Source organism: Streptomyces sp. NPDC006208, from assembly GCF_040613775.1.
Classification (GTDB): domain Bacteria; phylum Actinomycetota; class Actinomycetes; order Streptomycetales; family Streptomycetaceae; genus Streptomyces.
Genome location: NZ_JBEXSW010000063.1, coordinates 22,587 through 42,895, shown reverse-complemented (window position 1 = coordinate 42,895; position 20,309 = coordinate 22,587). Strand labels below are relative to the sequence as shown.

Sequence of the window (20,309 nt, the reverse complement as noted above, 5' to 3'; positions counted from 1 at the left end):
GTCGGCGGGCAGCGGGGCCGACTCGTTGATCACGGCGCGCAGTACGTCGTCGTCGCCGCGTGTCGCGGGCGGCCACCGGCCGGGTGCGTTCCGGGGAGGGGCTACTCCTGGGGGTAGATGTCCCCCGCCCTCATGGCGCTCTCCTGCTCGCTCTGCTCCTTGAGCCTGCGGGCCTTGTCCTGGAGGCGCTGACGCTCCTCCGGATCGGTCGCACGTTCCGCAGCCTGCTTCAGTTCCTCGGCCTTTTGACGCATCTGCCGGGCGCGGCCGCCGGACTCGCCTGAAACGCTCATGGTCACTCCTCGGACGTCGGGATGAGCGGGCCCCTTCAGCGAACCAGCGGCCTCGCGGGTGCGCATCCCGAGTCGTCGCGCAGCGCGATCAGCGCAGGTCAAATAGGGTCCTCGGAGGCAGGGCGAGGGAGAGGCCGACCCGCTGTGCCCTATCCCTGGGAGACGAGGCGGTCGACCGCCGGCGTGCCCGAGGTGTAGCCCGCCGTCATGGCTCTCGCGGCGGCGGCCGTCATCGGCGCCGGGGCCGGCGCGAGGCCGCGGGCGGCGACCGGCTGCTGGGCCAGGGCGAGCATCGGGGGGAGCGCACCCGCGGCCGCCATCACGGGCTGCGGCTGTGGCTGGGGCTGCGGCTGCGGCCGGGCAGGGGCGACCTGGGCGAGCATCGGAGCGAGGGGCTCGGGTGCCGGAGCGGGGGCGGGGGCCGGGATCCGCTGGCCGTAGAGGACCTGTTCCATCGCGGACATCAGACGCATCACATCCTGTTCGGGGCGCACGACCAGGCGTACGAAGCGGCTGGAGCTGCCGATCTTGTTGCCGCATTCGCGGATCAGGACGCCGTGTTCGGCGAGCAGTCGGTCGCGCAGGATCGACCCGTCGGCGCCCTCGGGCAGCCGGACGTACACGAAGTTGCCCTGGGAGGGATAAACCGTCAGGCCCGGCAGCTGGGACAGCCGCCACATCATCTCCTGCCGGTCGCGGCGCACCTGCTGCAGACTCTCGGCGTACTCCTGGCGGTGCTCCTTGAGCATGAACACCACGGTCTCGGCGAAGGAGTTGAGGTTCCACTTGGGCAGGGCGGCCCGCACTCTGCCCGCGAGCTGCGGGTTGGAGACGAGATAGCCGAAGCGCACGCCGTGCAGGCCGAAGTTCTTGCCCAGGCTGCGCAGCACGATCACATTCGTCCGCAGCACCGCTTCCGCCACGATGCTCGGGTCCTGGTCGGCATCGGCGAACTCGAGGAAGGACTCGTCGACGACGACCAGGTCCAGGTCCTGGAGCGAGTCGACGAGCGAGAGCACCTGCTGCTTGGTGAGGAGTCCGCCGTCCGGGTTGTTGGGGTTGCAGATGACGGCGGCGCGGGAGCCGCGGGTGCGGATGAACTGGACGAAGGACTGCGGGTCGAGCTCGAAGCCGCGCGCTTCGGGAAGGAGAAGCATGTCCACCCGCTTGCCCGTCTCCATCGGCTGGTCGGTCCAGCGGCCGAACGTGGGCACGGGTACGGCGAGGGATTCGCGGACCAGCAAGTGGTCGATCCAGGTGATGAGTTCGGTGGAGCCGTTGCCCATCGCGACGGTCTGCGGGTTGAGTCCGAGGACCTGGCACAGCTCGGCGGTGATCGTGTCGGCGCTGCTCGGGTAGTAGGTGAGGATGTCACGAAGGCTGTCGCCCAGCCGCTCGAACATGGCAGGGGTGGGGAAGTACGGGTTGCAGGGGATGCAGAAGTCCACGATCTCGCCGGCCGCGCCGCCGCCTGCCCGGTTGAGCGTGAAGTAGGACGGGCTGTGCGCGGTTGAACTGCGGAAAAGTGCGGTGACATTGCTGCCGGCCAAGACATGCCTCCCCTGCCTGGAACGGCCCGCGATGAGTCGGGCCCCCCTGAGATACGGATGGGGCAGGTCCGGTGTTCAAGGGGCACGGGCGCCGGGCAGCCCGCACCGGCCGTGAAAAGCTCGTGATCTGGCTCACATTCCCTCGTCTCCCCGTGATGCTTGTGACCACCGGTGCGCTGGGTACTGCGGGACGTCCAAGAAATGGGTGTGCCACACAGATACTTCTCTGAGAGGTGGGGCACTTGAGCCCGCGTACGTCGCACGCGTACCGACCCTTGAGCATGAGACGCCGAGCCTGGCTGACGCTGGGCGCCGTCGTCCTCGGCGGGGCGGGGATCGTCACCATCGCCACGGCCAACCCGTCGGAACCGGTCAAGAAACCCCATCGGCTTCAGGAGCGGGCCGCCAAGCTGCGCACACTCCAGCTCGCCAAGGGCGGTGCGAAGGAACGCGAGCTGCCGGCCACCGGCACCGCGCCCTTCTCGCTCGTCGGCATCGGATGGGACGGCGCCGCCAAGGTCGACGGCACGGCCGAGGTGCGCACGCGGGACGCCGTGACCGGCAAGTGGTCCGGCTGGCAGCCGCTCGAGCTGGACGCGCACGGGCCGGACACCCCCGAGGGCACCGGGCACGGGGCCTCCGATCCGCTGTGGGTCGGGCCCTCCACCGCGGTGCAGGTACGGGTCGACGGGCACAGGACGCTGCCGAAGAACCTGAAGCTGCACATGGTCGACCCCGGCGTGAGCAAGGCCGAGGCGAAGAACCCGGCGGCTGCGCCGATGGATCCGGCCGCGTTCACCGTGGCCGAGAGCCTGAGCCCCTCCCCCACGGACTCCCCTACGAACACGGCAGAACCGTCGCCCACCGACACGGCCGCGCCGACCGATCCCGTAACGCCGACTGATCCCGTAACGCCGACGCCGACCGAGACGATGGCGCCGACGGACACCGCGACCCCCACCGACACGGCGACACCCAGCCCCACACCCACCAAGCCGACCGCACCGCCGTCGACGGTGCGTCAGCCGCCGATCGTCCCCCGCGCTCAGTGGGGCGCCGACGAGTCGCTGGTCGAGGACCCCGCCGAGTACATCGACAAGGTGCAGGCGGTCTACATCCACCACACCGTCGGCTCGAACAACTACAGCTGCGCCGAGTCCGCCGCCCTGGTCCGCGGCATCATGACGTACCACGTCCAGACCGAGGACTGGAACGACCTCGGCTACAACTTCCTGGTCGACAAGTGCGGCCGGATCTTCGAGGGCCGGGCCGGTGGCACCGACCTGCCGGTCAAGGGCGCACACACCTACGGCTTCAACAGCTACTCCACCGGCATCGCCCTGCTCGGCGACTTCCATGGCGACTCGGCCGCAGGCAAGCCGGCCGGCCGGCCGACCAACGCGGCGCTGCAGTCGGCGGCCCGTGTCGCCGCCTGGAAGCTGGGCCAGTACGGCGGCAACCCGAAGGGCAAGGTGACCCTCACCGCCGTCGAGAGCACAGGCGTCTACGCCAAGGGCCAGCAGGCCACCATGAACGTGATCTCCGGCCACCGCGACGCCTTCGCCACCGCGTGCCCGGGCACCAACCTCTACGCGAAGCTGCCTGCGATCCGCGACTTCGCGGCGAGCGCCGGCCGCAACTCCGCCGTCCCGACAGCCGACTTCAACCGGGACGGCGTCCCCGACCTGGTCGTGGGCCTGCCGCGGGTCGCGAGCAGCGACGGCAGCGTCACTGTGCTGCCGGGCGGATCGGACGGTCCCACCTCCGCGGCGAGGAAGACCTTCAACCAGAACAGCCCCGGTGTGCCCGGCGGCTCGGAGGCCGGCGACCAGTTCGGCACCGACAGCGCCTGGGGCGACGTCAACGGCGACGGCGCCGCGGACCTGCTCGTCGGCGCTCCCGGCGAGAACGGCACCAGCGCCCAGACCGACACCGGACAGGTGACGGTGATGTACGGTCCCGCCCTCAACACCGGCACGTCGTACTGGACCAACGCGACCACGCGCACCGCGGGCGAGAAGCTCGGCACCACCGTGGCCACCGGCGACTTCAACGCCGACGGGAGGTCCGACGTCTTCTCCGTGGCACCGGGCAAGCCGGGCCGCTGGTGGTCGTTCGACGGCGCGACCGGGGCCGCCAGGTCGGGGAACCTCGGCTCGGCCGCCTACACCGGTGCCGTCGCCCACGCGAGCGCCGCGGCAGGCGACTTCAACAAGGACGGGTACGCCGACGCGGCGGTCTCCTTCCGCGATCCGGGCGGCGCCGGCCGGCTGCTGTGGCTCAAGGGGTCCGCGTCCGGACTGCAGCGGGTCGGGATCCTCGACGCGCGCGGCGGCCGTTCGCTCGCTTCGGGCGACCTGAACGGTGACGGGTACGCCGACCTCGCCGTCGGCCAGCCGAGTCCCACGGAGTCCGGTCACACCCTCAAGGGCGGTGCGGTCACTGCGGTGTTCGGCTCGTCCACCGGACTGACCTCGACCGGCCGCAAGTCGATCGGCCAGGACACCACGAGTGTGCCGGGCACCGGCGAGACCGGCGACGACATGGGCGCGTCCGTGTCGGTCGGCGACGCGAACCTCGACGGCTACGACGACATCCTCACGGGCCTGCCCGGCGAGGACATCACCCGCAGCGGTGTCTCGCAGACCAACGCCGGTCAAGTGCTGCTGCTGCGCGGCTCGTCGACGGGTCCCACGGGCACCGGCTCGGCCGCCTACAGCCAGGACACCACGGGCGTGCCGGGCTCGACGGAGGCGAACGACCGTCTCGGCTCGTCCGTCACGCTGGCCGATCTGTCCGGGTTCGTCAGGGCCGACCTCGCGATCGGTGCCGACGGCGAGGACGCGAACAACGGCACGGTCCTGCAGATCGACAACAGCGGCAGCAGCGGCATCGTGGCCGGCTCCGGGGTGTACTACGGCACCACGGCGCTCGGCGCCCCGGCCGGTGTGCGCATCGGCTCGGTGCTGACCCCGTAAGCCGGAAGCACGAAGCGGAGCCGGTCGGCCGATACGGCCGGCCGGCTCCGTCGTGTTGTGCAGCCCGTTCCGCGTGTGAAGGGGCGCTCTCAGTCCGCTCTTGGTTCTTCGCCGGCCGCGTCCGGGCCGTCGGACGGGGCAGCGGCCTTACTGCCTTTCACCGGCCCGGACTTGACCGGCTTCGGCACCTCCACCGGCGGCTGCCGGTCCAGCAGCCGGGCGCAGTATGCGGCCACCGTCTCGGGCCCCCCGCCCGCTTCCGCCTCCAGGCGCTGTTGCAGTCCGCCGTCCTTCGCGGTGCCGCGCCTCTGCTGGGTCCCGTATGCCTGACAGTGCGCGCGCCGCTCCGCGGCCGTCGGCGGCCGTTCGCCCCGAGTGCCCCTGTCCGCCGGGCCGTTCGGCGCCGCCGGGCCCGACGGCGGTGCACTCGTCGGCGGTTGTGCGGGACCGGGCCTGTGTTGTGCGGGACCGGGCGTGGTGGAGGGTGCCGGGCGCCGTCCCCCCTCGGGCTCGTCGAAGGGCGCCGGGATCACTCCGCCCGCCATGGCCACGCCGCCCAGCACGACGCCTCCGACGAGTGTGCCTGCGCCGATCTTCGCCCAGGTGAACCGTCGCCGTGGCGTGCACGGGCGCCAGTCGTCACCGCGCCTGGTGGGCCTGCTGAGCGCGCCCGTGTCGCGAGCCGCGCGGAAGGCTGCCACCGCGTGCTCCTCGGCCGCCGGTGCGACGGCTGCCGGGCGGGCAGCGGCAGACAGCAGCTCGTCGAGCGACGGCTGCCTCGTGCGTCCCCGCGCATACGGCTGCGGCTCGGCGCCGGATTCCACCGGGTCTCCCGATCGATGGTTCTCGTTCATCTCTCACGTTCCAGCGCACGAGAGTCCGAATCCGTCACACGTCTCGGCTCCAGGGCTTCCAGGCTCTTCGCCAAACGCCTCAGCCCGCGGTGCGCCGCCGACCGCACCGCCCCGGGCCGCTTGCCGAGGACGCGTGCCGCGGCCGGTCCGTCGAGACCGATGACCGTCTGGAGCAGCACCGCCTCCGCCTGCCCGCGGGGCAGCGCCGAGATCAGGGCAAGGGCCTGCTGGGTGGAGATGACCTCGAAGGCCTCGCCGGCGGTGTCCACGCGCCCAGGCCGTTCGGCGAGGTCGCTTTCGAGCAGGGTTGCACGCGGGCGGCTCTTCAGACGGCGCAGATGGTCGATGGCCCGGTTGCGCGCGATGCTCGCCGTCCAGGCCCGAAAGCCCGCTCCGTCGCCCCGGAACCGTCCCAGATCACGAGCGATTTCCAGCCAGGCGTCGGATGCCACGTCCTCTGCGTCGTCACCGACCAGCCCGCGCAGGAATCCGAGGAGCGGGGGGTGGACGATCCGGTAGGCCGCGGCAAAGGCGGCTTCGTCGCCCTTCTGGGCGCGAGCGACCGCGTCACCGAGCTCGGCGTCGGACGTCTGCGCAGGTCGGCCCCCGCCCCCCTTGACCACGTGATCCTCTTCGTCGTGCGGGCGCTGCGCACCCGTGCCGGTTTCTCCCCCTTCAAGATCAGCGTCAGCACTGAAGGAAACGTCACACCTGTCAGGCTCGGCGCGGGACCGGACGGCTCCGACGTGGCCTCGGCCGGGCAGGGTCCTCGGCGCCCCGGCCGACGGTCGCGCCACCGTCCAGCGGCCGCGCAGGAGCGCACTCCGCCCGGTAGGTGCAAGGACCCCGCAGCAGCGCTGCGGGGTCCTTCGCCGAGACGTTGCGCGCCGATCGGCGCGCCGTACGGGCCCGTCCGGTCAGGCCACGGACCCGATACGCCCCACCGGCCGGGCAGGTGCGTCGTGGTGGATCGGTGTGTGCGCACCCGTGAGCGAGACACCGCTCCCGCCGCGGCGGCCCGCGACGATCTCCGCGCCGATGGACAGCGCCGTCTCCTCCGGTGTACGCGCACCGAGGTCGAGGCCGATCGGGGAGCGCAGCCGGGCAAGTTCGAGTTCGGTGACGCCCACGTCGCGCAGTCTCCTGTTGCGGTCCTCGTGGGTGCGGCGCGAGCCCATCGCCCCGACGTAGGCGACCGGGAGCCGCAACGCCCGTTGCAGCAGCGGTACGTCGAACTTCGCGTCATGGGTCAGCACGCACAGCACGCTGCGGGCATCGACCTCGGTCGACTCCAGATAGCGGTGCGGCCAGTCGACGACGATCTCGTCCGCGTCCGGGAAGCGGATCCTCGTAGCGAAGACGGGCCGCGCGTCGCAGACCGTGACGTGATAGCCGAGGAATTTGCCGACCCGGACCAGCGCCGAAGCGAAGTCGATCGCACCGAAGACGATCATGCGCGGGGCGGGGACGCTCGACTCGACGAACAGCGTCAGCGGCTGTCCGCAGCGGCTGCCGGCCTCGCCGATGACGGCCGTGCCGGTACGTCCCGCGTCCAGCAGTGCGCGGGCCTCGCCCGCCGCGGTGCGGTCCAGCTCGGGGTGGCCGCCGAGCGAGCCCTCGTAGGTGCCGTCGGGGCGTACGAGCAGGGCGCGGCCCGCGAGGTCGGCCGGCCCGTCGGTGATCCGCGCGACCGCCGCCGCCCGTCCCTGGGCGGCGGCGGAGAGCGCGTCCCCGAACACAGCCCTGGCGGGAGCGTCCACGCGCACCGGGGTGACCAGGATGTCGATGATGCCGCCGCAGGTCAGGCCCACGGCGAAGGCGTCCTCGTCGCTGTATCCGAAGCGCTCGAGGACGGTCTCGCCGTCCTCGAGCGCCTGTCGGCACAAGTCGTACACCGCGCCTTCCACACACCCTCCGGAGACCGAGCCGATGGCCGTGCCCTCGCTGTCGACGGCGAGAGCGGCCCCCGGCTGCCGGGGCGCGCTGCCGCCGACGGCCACCACGGTGGCGACGGCGAACGAACGGCCCTGCTCGACCCACCGGTTCAGCTCTTCGGCGATGTCCAGCATGTTCGCTCTCCTTGGGTGTCAATGGGAGTGAAGGTGTGGGGAAAGCGGCGGGTTCTCCTGCGGGGCGCTACTTGACTCCCAGCCAGCCCTCGATGGGGTGCAGTGCGAAGTAGGCGAGGAAGACGACGGCGAGGACCCACATCAGCCAGCCGACGTCACGTGTCTTGCCCTGGACCGCCTTGATCAGTACATGGGCGATGACACCGGCCGCAATACCCGCGGTGATGGAGTAGGTGAAGGGCATCAGCACGGTGGTCAGGAACACCGGGATCGCCGTCGCCGAGTCGTTCCAGTCGATGTGCTTGGCGTTCGTCAGCATCATCGAACCGATCACGACCAGTGCCGCCGCCGCAACCTGGGTGGGGATGACCTGGGCCAGCGGGGTGAAGAACAGACAGAGCGTGAAGGCGAGTCCGGTGATCAGGCTGGCGAGGCCGGTACGGGCTCCGTCCCCGACACCCGCGGTGGACTCGACGAACACCGTCTGCCCCGACGCGCCGGCCACACCGCCGATCGCACCGCCCGCGCCGTCGATGGCCAGAGCCTTGTTCAGGCCGGGCATCCGGCCCTTGTCGTCGGCGAGGCCCGCCTGCTGGCCGATTCCGATGATGGTGCCCATGGCGTCGAAGAAGCCGGCCAGCACCAGGGTGAAGACGATGACTCCGACGGTGATCCCGCCGACTTCGCCCATGCCGGAGAAGGAGACGTTGCCGAACAGGCCGAAGTCCGGGGTGCTCACGATGGAACCGGTGATCTCGGGGGCGTTCAGTCCGCCCCAGGCGGCCTTGTCCAGCCCGGCGAACTGGTGGACACCGGCGGCGAACAGGGTGCCGCCGAGGATGCCGATGAGGATCGCGCCGGGGACCTTGCGGACCTGGAGCAGGAAGATCAGCATCACGGTGACGGCGAAGCACAGCACCGGCCAGCCGGTGAGCATGTCGCTGGTGCCGAGCTGGATGGGCTTGGCGCCGGCGACACCGCCCTCACCGGGCATGGAGGTGACGAAGCCGGCCTGGACCAGGCCGATGAAGCAGACGAACAGGCCGATCCCCATGGTGATGGCGTGCTTCAGGGCCAGGGGGATGGCGTTCATGATCAGTTCACGCAGGCCGGTGACGACCAGCAGGACGATCACGGCACCGTAGATGACGCACATACCCATCGCGTTTTCCCAGGTCATCTCGGGCGCGACCTGGAATGCCATGACGGCGGAGACACTCAGTCCCGCGGCGAGGGCCAGCGGCACATTGCCGATGAGACCCATCACGATGGTGGTTGCGGCGGCGGCGAAGGCGGTCGCGGTGGTCAGCTGACCACCGTCGAGGCGGTTGCCGGCCACATCGGGCACCGACAGGATCACCGGGTTGAGAAGGATGATGTACGCCATCGCCATGAAGGTGGTGATGCCGCCACGCACCTCCCGGCCGAGAGTCGACCCTCTCTGGGTTATGTGGAAGTACCGGTCGAGCCAGGAGCGGCCGGCGGGCTGGCGCGTTCCCGCGCCGGCTTCCTCCGCCGTCGTCCTCGGCTCAGTGGACTGCTGGGTCATGGTGCCTACTCCCAAGGTTCACAGGGGCACCCACCGCACTCGTTCGGCGGCGGGATTTGGGATGGTGCTTGGCGCACGACCCGGGGGACGGCCCGAGACGAACTGGAACTGCGGGGTACTGCTCGTACTGCTCCTACTGCTCGGTGATGCGTGGCCGCGAGCGGTGCGGCACTTGGTGTCCCCGGGCGATGCGGACAGGCGGGGAAGTGTGACGTTCCTTGGAGGCATGGCACGCACCGCCCGGGGAGTTCTGGGGGGTCAGGTGCCGGTGAGGTGCTCGGGGCGCACCGGCGTCCGGTTGAGCTCCAGCCCCGTCGCGTTCCGGATCGCCGCGAGGACGGCCGGGGTCGAGGACAGGGTCGGGGCCTCGCCGATGCCACGCAGTCCGTACGGCGCGTGCTCATCGGCCAGCTCGAGCACGTCGACGGGGATGGTCGGCGTGTCGAGGATCGTGGGGATCAGATAGTCCGTGAAGGAGGGGTTGCGCACCTTCGCGGTCTTCGGGTCGACGATGATCTCCTCCATGACCGCGACGCCCAGGCCCTGGGTGGTGCCACCCTGGATCTGGCCGACGACGGACAGCGGGTTGAGCGCCTTGCCGACGTCCTGTGCGCAGGCCAGCTCGATGACCTTCACCAGTCCGAGCTCCGTGTCCACCTCGACCACCGCGCGGTGCGCGGCGAACGAGTACTGGACATGGCCGTTGCCCTGGCCGGTGCGGAGGTCGAAGGCCTCGGTGGGGCGGTGGCGCCACTCGAGCTCGATGTCGACCGCCTCGCCCTCCAGGACGTCCACCAGGTCGGCGAGTACCTCGCCGCCGTCGGTGACGACCTTGCCGCCTTCGAGCAGCAGCTCGGCGGTGGCCCAGGCGGGGTGGTACGAGCCGAACCTGCGCCGCCCGATCTCGAGGACCTTCTCGCGTACGGCCTCGCAGGAGTTCTTGACCGCGCCGCCGGTGACATAGGTCTGGCGGGACGCGGAGGTGGACCCTGCCGAGCCGACCTGGGTGTCGGCCGGCTGGATGGTCACCTGGGTGACGCCGAGCTCGGTGCGGGCGATCTGCGCGTGGACGGTGACGCCGCCCTGGCCGACCTCCGCCATCGCGGTGTGGACGGTCACGACCGGCTCGCCGGCGATGACCTCCATCCGTACGCGGGCGGTGGAGTAGTCGTCGAAGCCCTCGGAGAATCCGACGTTCTTGATGCCGACCGCGTACCCGACTCCTCGTACGACGCCCTCGCCGTGCGTGGTGTTCGACAGACCGCCGGGCAGCGCTCGGACGTCGGCGCCTTCGGTGGTCTCCCACTGGCGCTCCGGCGGCAGCGGGCGGGACTTGACGCGGCGCAGCAGCTCGGCGACGGGGGCCGGCGAGTCGACCGGCTGACCGGTCGGCATGATCGTGCCCTGTTCCATGGCGTTGAGCTGCCGGAACTCCACCGGGTCCAGGCCCAGCTTCGCCGCGAGCTTGTCCATCTGGGCCTCGTAGGCGAAGCACGCCTGCACCGCGCCGAAGCCGCGCATGGCGCCACAGGGAGGGTTGTTGGTGTAGAGCGCGATCGCCTCGATGTCGACGTCGTCGAGGACGTACGGGCCGACGCTCAGGGACGAGGCGTTGCCGACGACCGCCGGGGAGGCGGAGGCGTAGGCGCCGCCGTCCAGGACGATCCGGCACTTCATGTGCGTGAGCTTGCCGTCCTTGGTGGCACCGTGCTCGTAGTAGAGCTTCGCCGGGTGCCGGTGGACGTGCCCGAAGAAGGACTCGAACCGGTTGTAGACGATCTTGACGGGCTTGCCGGTGTGCAGTGCCAGCAGGCAGCCGTGGATCTGCATCGACAGGTCCTCGCGGCCGCCGAACGCCCCACCGACGCCGGAGAGCGTCATGCGCACCTTGTCCTCGGGCAGGCCGAGTACGGGGGCGATCTGGCGGAGGTCGGAATGCAGCCACTGGGTGGCGACGTACAGCTCGACACCGCCGTCCTCGGAGGGGACCGCGAGGCCGGACTCCGGGCCGAGGAAGGCCTGGTCCTGCATACCGAAGGTGTACTCGCCCCTGACGATCACATCGGCCCGCCGGGCGGCCTCGTCGGCGTTGCCGCGGACGATCGGCTGGCGGTGGACGATGTTCGGGTGCGGGACGTGGCCGATGTGGTGGTCGTCGCGGCCCTCGTGGACCAGGACAGCGCCGGGCGCGGTCGCGGACGCCTCGTCCGTGATCACCGGCAGCTCGGCATAGTCGATCTTGATCTTGGCTGCGGCGCGGCGCGCGGTCTCCGGGTGGTCGGCGGCGACCAGGGCCACCGGCTCGCCGTGGTGGCGGACCTTGCCGTGGGCGAGGACCGGGGTGTCCTGGATCTCCAGGCCGTAGTTCTTCACCTCGGTGGGCAGGTCGTCATAGGTCAGCACGGCGTACACGCCGGGCATCGCGACGGCCTCGGAGATGTCGATCGACCGGATCTCGGCGTGCGCGACGGTGCTGCGCAGGGTGTGGCCCCACAGCATGTCCTCGTGCCACATGTCGGAGGAGTACGCGAACTCGCCGGTGACCTTCAGGGTGCCGTCGGGGCGCAGTGTCGACTCGCCGATGCCGCCCTTGGTCTGCGAACCCTGGGAGATGTTGGTGGGGGTGCCGGCCGGAGCGGTGGCGGCCCGTGGATTCAGCGCCATCGTCAGACCGCCTCTTCCTGACGCTCCTGGCGGGCAGCCGCGAGGCGGACCGCGTCCAGGATCTTCTCGTAGCCGGTACAGCGGCAGAGGTTGCCGGACAGGGCCTCGCGGATGTCCGCGTCGGAGGGCTCGGCGTTGCGCTCGAGCAGCTCGTCCGCGGCAACCAGCAGGCCGGGGGTGCAGAAGCCGCACTGGACGGCGCCGGCGTCGATGAACGCCTGCTGGATCGGGGCCAGCTCGGTGCCTTCGCCGGTCTGCGAGTCCGTGCCCTTGGCGGACCACAGCCGGGCGTCCTGGAGGGAGGTGCCGCAGGCCCCTGTCCCGCAGGAACCGTGCTCGGCGTCGCGCTGCCCGGCGAAGTCGGCCAGGCCCTCGACGGTGACGACCTCACGGCCCTCCACCTGGCCTGCGGCGACGAGGCAGGAACAGACCGGCACGCCGTCCAGGCGGACCGTGCAGGAACCGCACTCGCCCTGCTCGCACGCGTTCTTGGAGCCGGGCAGTCCCAGCCGCTCACGCAGCACGTACAGCAGGCTCTCGCCCTCCCAGACGTCGTCCGCTTCCTGCCGGCGCCCGTTGACGGTGAAATTCACGCGCATGGTCATGCAGCTCCTTCAAGCGTGCGGGCGGTGCCGCGGTACTGCTCCCAGGTCCAGCCCAGCGTGCGGCGGGCCATGATGCCGACCGCGTGGCGGCGGTACTTGGCGGTGCCACGCACGTCGTCGATCGGGTTGCAGGCGGCGGAGGCGAGCTGCGCGAACTGCTTGGCGATCGACGGGGTGATGATGTTCCCGCTCTTCCAGAATCCGCCTTCTTCGAGCGCGGCGTTCAGAAAGTCCTCGGCGGCCTTCGCCCGGACCGGCGTCGGGGCGGCCGAGCCGATGCCGGTACGCACGGTGCGGGTCTCGGGGTGCAGCGCCAGACCGAAGGCGCACACCGCGATCACCATGGCGTTGCGGGTGCCGACCTTCGAGTACTGCTGCGGTCCGTCGGCCTTCTTGATGCGGACGGCCCGGATGAGCTCGTCGGGGGCGAGCGCGTTGCGCTTCACGCCCGTGTAGAACTCGTCGATCGGGATGAGGCGGCTGCCGCGCACCGACTCGGCCTCGACCTCGGCGCCCGCGGCGAGAAGCGCCGGGTGGGCATCGCCGGCCGGGGACGCGGTGCCGAGGTTGCCGCCGACGCCGCCGCGGTTGCGGATCTGCGGGGAGGCCACGGTGTGCGAGGCCAGGGCCAGACCGGGGAGCTCCGTGCGCAGGTGCTCCATGATCTGGGAGTACGGGACGGAGGCACCGAGCCGGACGTGCTCGCCACCGACCTCCCACTCGGTCAGCTCACCGATGCGGTTCAGGTCCATGAGGTACTCGGGCCGGCGGTGGTCGAAGTTGATCTCGACCATCACATCGGTGCCACCCGCGAGGGGGACTGCGGTGGGGTGCTCGGCCTTCGCGGCGAGCGCCTCCTCCCAGCTGGCGGGGCGAAGGAAGTCCATGAGTGGCTCTCTTCTAGTAATCGGGGTCGTTCGTCACCCGGGCCCGGGACGGCCGGCCCTCGACATGGTGTTCATGTCCTGTTAACGCGGTGTGGAGCCAGTACACAAGGCGTGACCGGTCCGGTGCAGTCACCGAAAACATGAAGGAGTTGGCTGGGCCACACCCATGTCTTGTAGATTCGAACGAAAGGCGAGGATCGGCAACCTCACCGTTTTCCCCTGGAAACGGTGGCCAGAGGTCACCGGCAACAACGAGACAGATCGGCGGCGACGAGATGCGGCTTCGCGCACTGCTGGAGACCGATGCGCTGGGCCTGCGGCTGCTGGGCGGCGAGGACGAGCTCGACCGCGGCGTGCGCGGCGTGATGACCACGGACCTGCGGGACCCCAGCAGGTACCTCTCGGGCGGCGAACTGGTGCTGACAGGGCTCGCCTGGCGGCGCTCGCCCGAGGACTCGGAGCCGTTCGTCCGCATCCTCGCGGGCGCGCAGGTCGCCGGGCTCGCGGCGGGCGAGGCGGAGCTCGGCGACATTCCCGATGATCTCGTCGAGGCATGTTTGCGCCACCGGTTGCCGTTGTTCGCAGTGAATGAATCCGTTGCATTCGCGACGATCACAGAGTATGTCGTACGGCAGGTCTCCGGGGAACGGGCCGGCGATCTTGCTGCTGTTGTGGACCGCCACAGAAGGCTGATGACCTCCGGTCCGGCGGGCGGCGGCCCCGACGCGGTGCTGGATCTGCTCGGCTCCGACCTCGATCTGCGGGCCTGGGTCCTCTCCCCCACCGGGCGCCAGATCGCGAGCGCCGGTGATGCACTTGCGAGCGAGGTGGGCGCCGCTCTTGCGGGGGAGCACCTGGCCGCCGTACGCACCGGCCGGCGGGCGCCGCACCGGGCGGTGGTCGGCGGAGTGACGTACTCGCTGTTCCCGATCCGGAACACCGGGCGCGGTGCGGCCCCGGCCGCCCGCGATGTGCGGGAGACGGTCCTGTCGGACTGGCTGCTCGCGGTCGAGGCGGACGCGGGTGACTGGCCCGCCGCCCGGCTCGACCTGCTGCAGGGCGTCACCCAGCTGATCGCGGTGGAACGGGACCGGCGCGATGCGGCACGCACGGTACGGCGCCGGCTCGCCCAGGAGGTCCTGGAGCTGGTCCAGGCGGGCGCGGCGCCCGCCGAGATCGCGGCCCGCCTGCGGGTGGCGGCACCCGTCCTGCTGCCGGGCCTGGGAGCCGCACCGCACTGGCAGGTCGTGGTGGCCCGGGTCGACTGGGGCGCCGACTCGGCCATCGAGTCCGGCCCGGTGGCCCAGTCGCTGCTGGAGGAGATCCTGGTCGAACCGTCGGCGGCCGGCGCCGACTCGGCGGACCGGATCGCCGTGGCCCACACCGGCGACGAGGCGATCGCCCTGGTACCGCTGCCGGCCGCCGGCCTCGGGCTGACCGCGGACGCGGACGCGGAGCCGGACCCGGAGAGTGCCGCGTCGGAGGCCGGGCTGCATGCAGACGCACTGCTGGAGTCCGTGCGTGCCCCGCTCTCCGCGGGCCTCGCCGACGACGGCCGCCTCACCTTGGGCGTCAGCGCCGCCGTGCACTCGGCGGAGGGCCTGCGCGGCGCGCTGGAGGAGGCCCGCCACGCCCGCCGCGTGGCCGCGGCCCGCGCGGGCCGGGTCTGCGCGGCCGGCCACCACGAGCTGGCCTCGCACGTACTGCTGCTCCCGTTCGTCCCGGACGACGTCCGCCGCGCGTTCACGGCCCGTCTGCTGGACCCGCTGCGTGACTACGACCGGCGTCACCGCGCGGAACTGATCCCGACGCTGGAGGCCTTCCTCGACTGCGACGGTTCCTGGACCCGCTGCGCAAGCCGCCTGCATCTGCACGTGAACACCTTGCGCTACCGCGTGGGCCGCATCGAACAGCTGACGGGCCGCGACCTGTCACGCCTGGAGGACAAGCTGGACTTCTTCCTGGCCCTGCGGATGAGCTGACCGCTCGACCGCCGTGGCACTGCCGACCCGGTCACGGGCTGCGCGCCGCAGCCCGTTGCCGAGCGGACGGTATCGGCCAGGCCCTCGACCGCTCGGGCGCGCAGACCACGGCACGCACGCGAACACACCCGCAGGAAGGCACCCACTCGCTGCGCGGGGCGAGCGGCCGACGCAAAGGTCCGGACATGGTGCCGCTTGTGCGAACTCCGGGCCGACGGAGCGCGTCACAGGGCACGAACGCGTCGCCCAGGGTCTGTCGGAGCGAAGCTGCCGCCCGCGCGGATGTGCGGTCGGGCCCGCCCCTTCCCGAGGGGCGGGGCGGAGCCCCGGTTCCAAAAGCGCCGCGGTGCAGAACACGCCATTCCGCTCAGGCAGTTCCGACCGTCACTCGTGAGAAGGACAGCGGGCCCCGTTCGGGTGATCCCAAGACGTCCTCCCTGGTGACGCCCGTTCCCGCACGCAGCCCAGTGGGCAGCGGCCCAGCGACGGTCCGGCCCATGACCGAATGATTGTGAACTGATTCACCAGATCTCTTGGTCAGGCCTGCCCGTCCATGCTGAAATGCGGTCTGACTCAACAGCTCAATGGCGTGCTCGGGGAGGGCAAGTGGCGCATACCGCCATGTCTGGTTCCGGAACCACAGCAGGTGACGATCCACTCCAGACCGCGGTATGGCGGCTGCGCTCGCGCGGCTGTTGGACCGATGCTGCGGCGCTGCTCGCGCCCCACGCCGCGGACCCCGCCGCCGCCCTGGAGCGGGCCGGACTGCTCGTCGAACGCTGCCTGTTCACCGGCGAGGGCTGGGCGGACGCGGAGGACGCGCTGCGTACCGCGGAGGCCGTCGCCCGTGACGACGAGGAGCGCGGCGGAGCCGCTTCCGAGCGCGGCAGGCTGGCCTACGCCGCGACCCGGCTCGGTGTGAGGGACCGGGCCGACGAGGCCCGTTCGGCGCTCGGGAGGGCGGCGGCGCTGCTCTCCCCGACGTCGTCGCGCCGGCCGTTGCTGGACTTCCGGCGCGGTCTGGTCGCCGAACACATCGGCGACGCCCCGCAGGCCGCCCGCGCCGCGTACCAGCGTGCCCACGCGGGGGCCACGGCCCAGGACGATCCGTTGCTGCTCTCCTTCACCTGGCAGCATCAGGCCCATCTCGCCCTGAGCGAGGGCGAGTTGGCCGAGGCGCGGCACGGTTTCGAGGAGTGCCTGCGCATCCGCGAGGAGCTCGGCTATCTGATCGGCACCGCGCCCGCGCTGGCCGGCCTCGCCGACTGCGAACCCGAGCCGGGGGCGACGCGGCTGCGCACCGAGGCGGCCCGGCTGTACCGACTGCTGGGCGGGGTTCCGGTGTGGCTGGCCGCGCAGCTGTCCCCGGCGGTCCCGGCCCAGCACTCCGTGCACCCCACGGCCGAGTCCGAACCCGCCGCATGACACCGGAGACCCCGTGAAGACCCGACGCAGGGAGGGCGACGTCCCGGAGCCACGGTCGCGCTGGGACGAGATCACCACCGGCCTGTGGATGGGCGGCCATGTCTGGTCGGACGCCGATCACCGGCACCAGGACGTCGTCGTGGAGCGGGAGTTCGACGTCGTGATCAGTCTGTACACGCGAGCAGGCCACGGTCCTGCCGACGGCGTCGAGCACCATGTCGTCCCCATCCCGGACGACTGGCTGACCGCGCAGGAGATCGACCGGGTCCGCGGCCTCGCGGTCGTCGCCGCCGATGTCGTACGGACGGGCCGCAGCGTGCTCGTCCGCTGCTACTCCGGCTACAACCGGTCCGGACTGGTGGCCGCGCAGACGCTGGTCGAGCTGGGTCACGACGGCGCGGGAGCCATCGACCGGGTCAGGCTGCGCCGCTCGCCGTGGGCGCTGCACAACCTGGCGTTCGAGCAGTACCTGTTGACGGGACTGGACGTCGCGTCACTGCTGTCCGGTCTGGAGCCGCCGCCCGAGCGGCGCTGATCAGCCGAGCCAGGCCAGCGTCCGCCCCGGGTTGAGGAGGACGAACAGGACACCGATCGCCACCGCGACCCACACGAGGCCCCAGAGGCGACTGCGCCGCTTCTGCGCCTGGGACGTGGGCCAGGACCGCCAACCGTCCGGCTCGGCCTGAACGGGAGCCTTGCCCCGGCGGGCCCAGCGTCGCGCCCTCCCTTGCTGCCTGGCGGCCTCCTCGTCGGCGCGCCGCAGACGCTCCGTCACCATCCGCGCCCGCGCGGACGGCTCTTTGGGCGCGGCAAGCCGAGCGGGCCCCTCGCTCTCGATCTGGAACGTCGCCCATTCCTCGTCGGATATGGACGAGTCCGGCTGGTCCCCGTTCATGGCGTTGCCCCCCGCTCACCGATTGACTGTTCGGCCGCACAGGGTAATGCAGCCTTGGCCAAGCATCAGCTTTGTGTAGCGAATGGTGCCCGCGCCTGGCCGAGACCTGACACCGGGGGCGTGATACACCTGACCGATCTTCACCATGGAGTTGGGGCGATCAGGGGGCAGGCATGGCAGAACTGACGGACCGCCGCCGGAAACGGACCGCGGTGGCACTCGTCGGTGCCGCCGGCGTCCTGGTCGTGACCGAGGTGATCGGTGCATGGTGCGCCCGGTCGGGCGGACTGCGGCTGCCGGCGCAGCTGTTCCATCACCCTCTGCTGTTCGGCTGCTCGGCACTGGCCGCCTTGATCTGCGCCGTGTTCACCACCGTACGCAACCCCGTCGTCAGGTTCCTGGCCGGACTCATCGCCGTCGCGGTGGCGTTGATCGTGGTGCCCGTGCATCTCATGTTCGGTTCAGGGGGCGAGCAGACGCTGAACGCAGCGGCGCCCGGCCGCTCCGACCGGCGTCTGGTCGTGGAAGAGGGGGCCGCGATGATCGACCCGGTGTGGCGTGTCTATGTCGACGAAGGATCCTGGCCGACCAAAAGGCGCTGGCGGGTTGCCTACTTGAACGGTGACGCCGCCGACGGACATCTGACCGATGCCTCGTGGTCAGGTGCCGACCGGATACGGCTCGTCACCGGCGAAGGCGAGGACCGCCGGGTGCACGTCATCGACCTGTCCGATGACGGACGGCCCGCACGCACGGTCTCGATCGGCCGGTAGCCGCCCTCAGCCCTGCGAGCCCGTGAAGTGCTCCCGTACCAGCGACTGGACCACCACCAGGTCCTGGGCGATCAAGGCCTCCAGCAGCGCCATGTGTTCCGCCGCGTCCGCAACCAGATCGGCGCGCCGGATGGCGGGGGCCCCGCTCAACGGCCACTGGGAGCGGCGGTGCAGGTCGTCCGCGATCGTCAGCAGCTGCTGGTTGCCGGCCAGGGCCAGGACCGCGTGGTGGAAGGCGCGGTCGGTGTCCGCGTAGCCGGCGCGGTCGCCGGTCGCCGCCGCCACGGCCGTCGCCTCCGCGAGCGGGCGCAGTGCCGTCCAGTGCGCGGCGGGGACGGTGCGCGCCAGCCGGAGCATGATCGGGACCTCGATCAGGGCCCGGACCTCGGCCAGTTCGGCCAGTTCCCGGGCGCTGCGCCGGGCGACACGGAAGCCCCGGTTGGGGACGACCTCGACCGCGCCCTCGACGGCCAGTTGCTGCATCGCCTCACGGACCGGCGTGGCCGAGACACCGAAGCGCTCGCCGAGCACCGGCGCCGAGTAGACCTCGCCGGGAGTCAGCTCGCCGTCGACGAGCGCGGTGCGCAGCGCCGCGAGGATCTGGCCGCGCACCGAATGGCGCTGCACCGGGCGCGGGGCGCGCGGCGCGGAAGGCTCGCTGTGGGTGTGCTCGCCGCGGGCCTGCTCCGGGATGTGCGGACGGGCCGCGTCCGCCTGCCGGGGGACGCGGGCGGGCGCGTACGGCTGCGTCGCGGCGGCATCGCGCGCTCGGGCCTGCTCCACTCGGGTCCTCCTCGGGCTCGGGCGGGGCCCGGCTCGCATCGGTATGGCCCCATGTGCACGATAGGCGGACGCGCGCGCAGTTCAAACACCGATCACATCGGGTAAGGTAAGGCTAACCTGCTAACGATCGCGATACGGTGGTCCCGGCATGACCCTTCCCGCAGTGCTCCCGGTCTGCACCTCACCCGTCGGCGACGCCTACGCGCGACTGACCGAAGTGTTCCCCGGGCTGCGCGTCGACGAACTGCGGGACGGCGAGACGCCACCGCTCGGCGGGGGCTGGGTGGGCGCGGACGACCTCGCCGCCGGCGGCCCCGCCCTCGACGCCTTTCTGGCCTGGGACAACGCACAGGTGCTGCGTGACCACGGCCGGCAGGCCCGCCCCGACGTCGTGGCCGGCTTCGGCCTCCATCGCTACACCTGGCCCGCCTGCCTGCTGATCACCGTGCCGTGGTTCCTGCACCGCCGGGTCCCGCGGCTGTCCGCCGCCGACGTCGCCTTCCAGCGTGCACTGGGGCGTATGACCGTACGGGTCCGGGAATTCGCCTGCCTGCCCGGTGACCCGGCGGCCGAGCTGCCCGGCGCCCGCGTCGTACCGGACGAGGAGGCGCTGCGCGCCGAGATCCGCGCGGCCGTCGCCGAGCACATCGAGCCCCTGCTGGACGGATTCGGTCCCCGGATGCGCCGCGGGAAGCGCGCGCTGTGGGGCATGGCGACCGACGACGTCGTCGAAGGACTGTGGTACATCGCACACCTGCTCGGCGAGGAGCAGCGCGCGATCGCAGAGCTGGAGCAGCTCCTGCCGGGTACCACCGGGCCGTACGTCGGCTCCGCCGGATTCCGCGAGCTGACCGGACCGGGCGGCAAGCGGCTGCCCACCCGCGACCGGGCGAGCTGCTGCTTCTTCTACACCCTGAGCCCCGAGGACACCTGCGCCACCTGCCCGCGCACATGCGACGCCGAGCGCGTCAGGCGCCTGCAGCAGTCCGACTGACCGGCACG

At 71.4% G+C, this 20,309-nt stretch carries 17 protein-coding genes; 6 read left to right on the top strand and 11 right to left on the bottom strand.

The window, feature by feature from the left end:
* Positions 1-101: 101 nt before the first annotated feature.
* A complete protein-coding gene (locus tag ABZ208_RS34930) occupies positions 102-293 on the bottom strand; it encodes a DUF6381 family protein (RefSeq protein ID WP_356913461.1) in 192 nt (63 codons plus the stop codon).
* 149 nt (positions 294-442) lie between these two features.
* Positions 443-1,843, bottom strand: coding sequence for a histidinol-phosphate transaminase (locus tag ABZ208_RS34925; protein WP_356913460.1), 1,401 nt, complete (start codon positions 1,841-1,843; stop codon positions 443-445).
* 281 nt (positions 1,844-2,124) lie between these two features.
* Between ABZ208_RS34925 and ABZ208_RS34920 the strand changes: the two genes are divergently transcribed.
* On the top strand, positions 2,125-4,821 hold the full coding sequence (locus ABZ208_RS34920) for an FG-GAP-like repeat-containing protein (protein WP_356913459.1): 2,697 nt from the start codon (positions 2,125-2,127) through the stop codon (positions 4,819-4,821).
* 89 nt (positions 4,822-4,910) lie between these two features.
* Here the strand turns inward: ABZ208_RS34920 and ABZ208_RS34915 are convergent, their stop codons facing one another.
* The 7 genes from ABZ208_RS34915 to ABZ208_RS34885 all read right to left on the bottom strand — a co-directional run bounded on the left by ABZ208_RS34915 (position 4,911) and on the right by ABZ208_RS34885 (position 13,449).
* A complete protein-coding gene (locus ABZ208_RS34915) occupies positions 4,911-5,675 on the bottom strand; it encodes a hypothetical protein (RefSeq protein WP_356913458.1) in 765 nt (254 codons plus the stop codon).
* The gene (locus tag ABZ208_RS34910) at positions 5,672-6,298 is read right to left on the bottom strand and encodes an RNA polymerase sigma factor (RefSeq protein ID WP_356913457.1); all 627 of its coding nucleotides are present in this window, start codon (positions 6,296-6,298) and stop codon (positions 5,672-5,674) included. The genes ABZ208_RS34915 and ABZ208_RS34910 overlap by 4 nt, the downstream gene beginning before the upstream one ends.
* Before the next feature lie 294 nt (positions 6,299-6,592).
* Positions 6,593-7,744 (bottom strand): XdhC/CoxI family protein, encoded by a 1,152-nt coding sequence (locus ABZ208_RS34905; RefSeq protein WP_356913456.1) that lies wholly within the window; start codon positions 7,742-7,744, stop codon positions 6,593-6,595.
* Between the two features lie 67 nt (positions 7,745-7,811).
* Positions 7,812-9,293 carry an NCS2 family permease gene (locus tag ABZ208_RS34900; RefSeq protein WP_356913455.1) on the bottom strand — a complete coding sequence of 494 codons (1,482 nt, stop codon included), beginning with the start codon at positions 9,291-9,293 and terminating at the stop codon, positions 7,812-7,814.
* A gap of 258 nt (positions 9,294-9,551) precedes the next feature.
* Positions 9,552-11,957 carry a molybdopterin cofactor-binding domain-containing protein gene (locus ABZ208_RS34895; RefSeq protein ID WP_356913454.1) on the bottom strand — a complete coding sequence of 802 codons (2,406 nt, stop codon included), beginning with the start codon at positions 11,955-11,957 and terminating at the stop codon, positions 9,552-9,554.
* Between the two features lie 2 nt (positions 11,958-11,959).
* Complete coding sequence (locus ABZ208_RS34890) at positions 11,960-12,556, bottom strand: (2Fe-2S)-binding protein (RefSeq protein ID WP_356913462.1); 597 nt, start codon at positions 12,554-12,556, stop codon at positions 11,960-11,962.
* Between the two features lie 2 nt (positions 12,557-12,558).
* The gene (locus ABZ208_RS34885; RefSeq protein WP_356913453.1) at positions 12,559-13,449 is read right to left on the bottom strand and encodes a xanthine dehydrogenase family protein subunit M; all 891 of its coding nucleotides are present in this window, start codon (positions 13,447-13,449) and stop codon (positions 12,559-12,561) included.
* A gap of 275 nt (positions 13,450-13,724) precedes the next feature.
* On the opposite strand from ABZ208_RS34885, the gene ABZ208_RS34880 reads away from it, so the two are divergent.
* The 3 genes from ABZ208_RS34880 (at position 13,725) to ABZ208_RS34870 (ending at position 17,391) form a co-directional block, all read left to right on the top strand.
* A complete protein-coding gene (locus ABZ208_RS34880; protein ID WP_356913452.1) occupies positions 13,725-15,431 on the top strand; it encodes a PucR family transcriptional regulator ligand-binding domain-containing protein in 1,707 nt (568 codons plus the stop codon).
* Positions 15,432-16,052: 621 nt separating this feature from the next.
* A complete protein-coding gene (locus ABZ208_RS34875) occupies positions 16,053-16,856 on the top strand; it encodes a hypothetical protein (protein WP_356913451.1) in 804 nt (267 codons plus the stop codon).
* Positions 16,857-16,869: 13 nt separating this feature from the next.
* Positions 16,870-17,391: a protein phosphatase gene (locus tag ABZ208_RS34870; RefSeq protein WP_356913450.1), complete on the top strand. Its 522-nt coding sequence runs from the start codon at positions 16,870-16,872 to the stop codon at positions 17,389-17,391.
* Here the strand turns inward: ABZ208_RS34870 and ABZ208_RS34865 are convergent, their stop codons facing one another.
* Positions 17,392-17,751 carry a hypothetical protein gene (locus ABZ208_RS34865; protein ID WP_356913449.1) on the bottom strand — a complete coding sequence of 120 codons (360 nt, stop codon included), beginning with the start codon at positions 17,749-17,751 and terminating at the stop codon, positions 17,392-17,394.
* A 173-nt stretch (positions 17,752-17,924) separates the two neighbouring features.
* Here ABZ208_RS34865 and ABZ208_RS34860 point away from each other — a divergent pair, with 173 nt between their 5' ends.
* Entirely contained in the window at positions 17,925-18,524 is a 600-nt protein-coding gene (locus ABZ208_RS34860; RefSeq protein ID WP_356913448.1) for a hypothetical protein, read from the top strand.
* 6 nt (positions 18,525-18,530) lie between these two features.
* On the opposite strand, the gene ABZ208_RS34855 is transcribed toward ABZ208_RS34860, so the two are convergent.
* The gene (locus tag ABZ208_RS34855; RefSeq protein ID WP_356913447.1) at positions 18,531-19,307 is read right to left on the bottom strand and encodes a GntR family transcriptional regulator; all 777 of its coding nucleotides are present in this window, start codon (positions 19,305-19,307) and stop codon (positions 18,531-18,533) included.
* Between the two features lie 148 nt (positions 19,308-19,455).
* Between ABZ208_RS34855 and ABZ208_RS34850 the strand changes: the two genes are divergently transcribed.
* Positions 19,456-20,301, top strand: a complete 846-nt coding sequence (locus tag ABZ208_RS34850; protein ID WP_356913446.1) for a (2Fe-2S)-binding protein — start codon at positions 19,456-19,458, stop codon at positions 20,299-20,301.
* The last annotated feature ends 8 nt before the right edge of the window (positions 20,302-20,309 follow it).

Excerpts from the sequence above, each read along its gene's own strand:
- ABZ208_RS34865 (WP_356913449.1), bottom strand. The coding sequence starts at position 17,751 with ATGAACGGGGACCAGCCGGACTCGTCCATATCCGACGAGGAATGGGCG.
- ABZ208_RS34915 (WP_356913458.1), bottom strand. The coding sequence starts at position 5,675 with ATGAACGAGAACCATCGATCGGGAGACCCGGTGGAATCCGGCGCCGAG.
- ABZ208_RS34880 (WP_356913452.1), top strand. The coding sequence starts at position 13,725 with ATGCGGCTTCGCGCACTGCTGGAGACCGATGCGCTGGGCCTGCGGCTG.
- ABZ208_RS34890 (WP_356913462.1), bottom strand. The coding sequence starts at position 12,556 with ATGCGCGTGAATTTCACCGTCAACGGGCGCCGGCAGGAAGCGGACGAC.
- ABZ208_RS34885 (WP_356913453.1), bottom strand. The coding sequence starts at position 13,449 with ATGGACTTCCTTCGCCCCGCCAGCTGGGAGGAGGCGCTCGCCGCGAAG.
- ABZ208_RS34850 (WP_356913446.1), top strand. The coding sequence starts at position 19,456 with ATGACCCTTCCCGCAGTGCTCCCGGTCTGCACCTCACCCGTCGGCGAC.
- ABZ208_RS34875 (WP_356913451.1), top strand. The coding sequence starts at position 16,053 with ATGTCTGGTTCCGGAACCACAGCAGGTGACGATCCACTCCAGACCGCG.
- ABZ208_RS34900 (WP_356913455.1), bottom strand. The coding sequence starts at position 9,293 with ATGACCCAGCAGTCCACTGAGCCGAGGACGACGGCGGAGGAAGCCGGC.
- ABZ208_RS34860 (WP_356913448.1), top strand. The coding sequence starts at position 17,925 with ATGGCAGAACTGACGGACCGCCGCCGGAAACGGACCGCGGTGGCACTC.
- ABZ208_RS34930 (WP_356913461.1), bottom strand. The coding sequence starts at position 293 with ATGAGCGTTTCAGGCGAGTCCGGCGGCCGCGCCCGGCAGATGCGTCAA.
- ABZ208_RS34895 (WP_356913454.1), bottom strand. The coding sequence starts at position 11,957 with ATGGCGCTGAATCCACGGGCCGCCACCGCTCCGGCCGGCACCCCCACC.
- ABZ208_RS34920 (WP_356913459.1), top strand. The coding sequence starts at position 2,125 with ATGAGACGCCGAGCCTGGCTGACGCTGGGCGCCGTCGTCCTCGGCGGG.
- ABZ208_RS34905 (WP_356913456.1), bottom strand. The coding sequence starts at position 7,744 with ATGCTGGACATCGCCGAAGAGCTGAACCGGTGGGTCGAGCAGGGCCGT.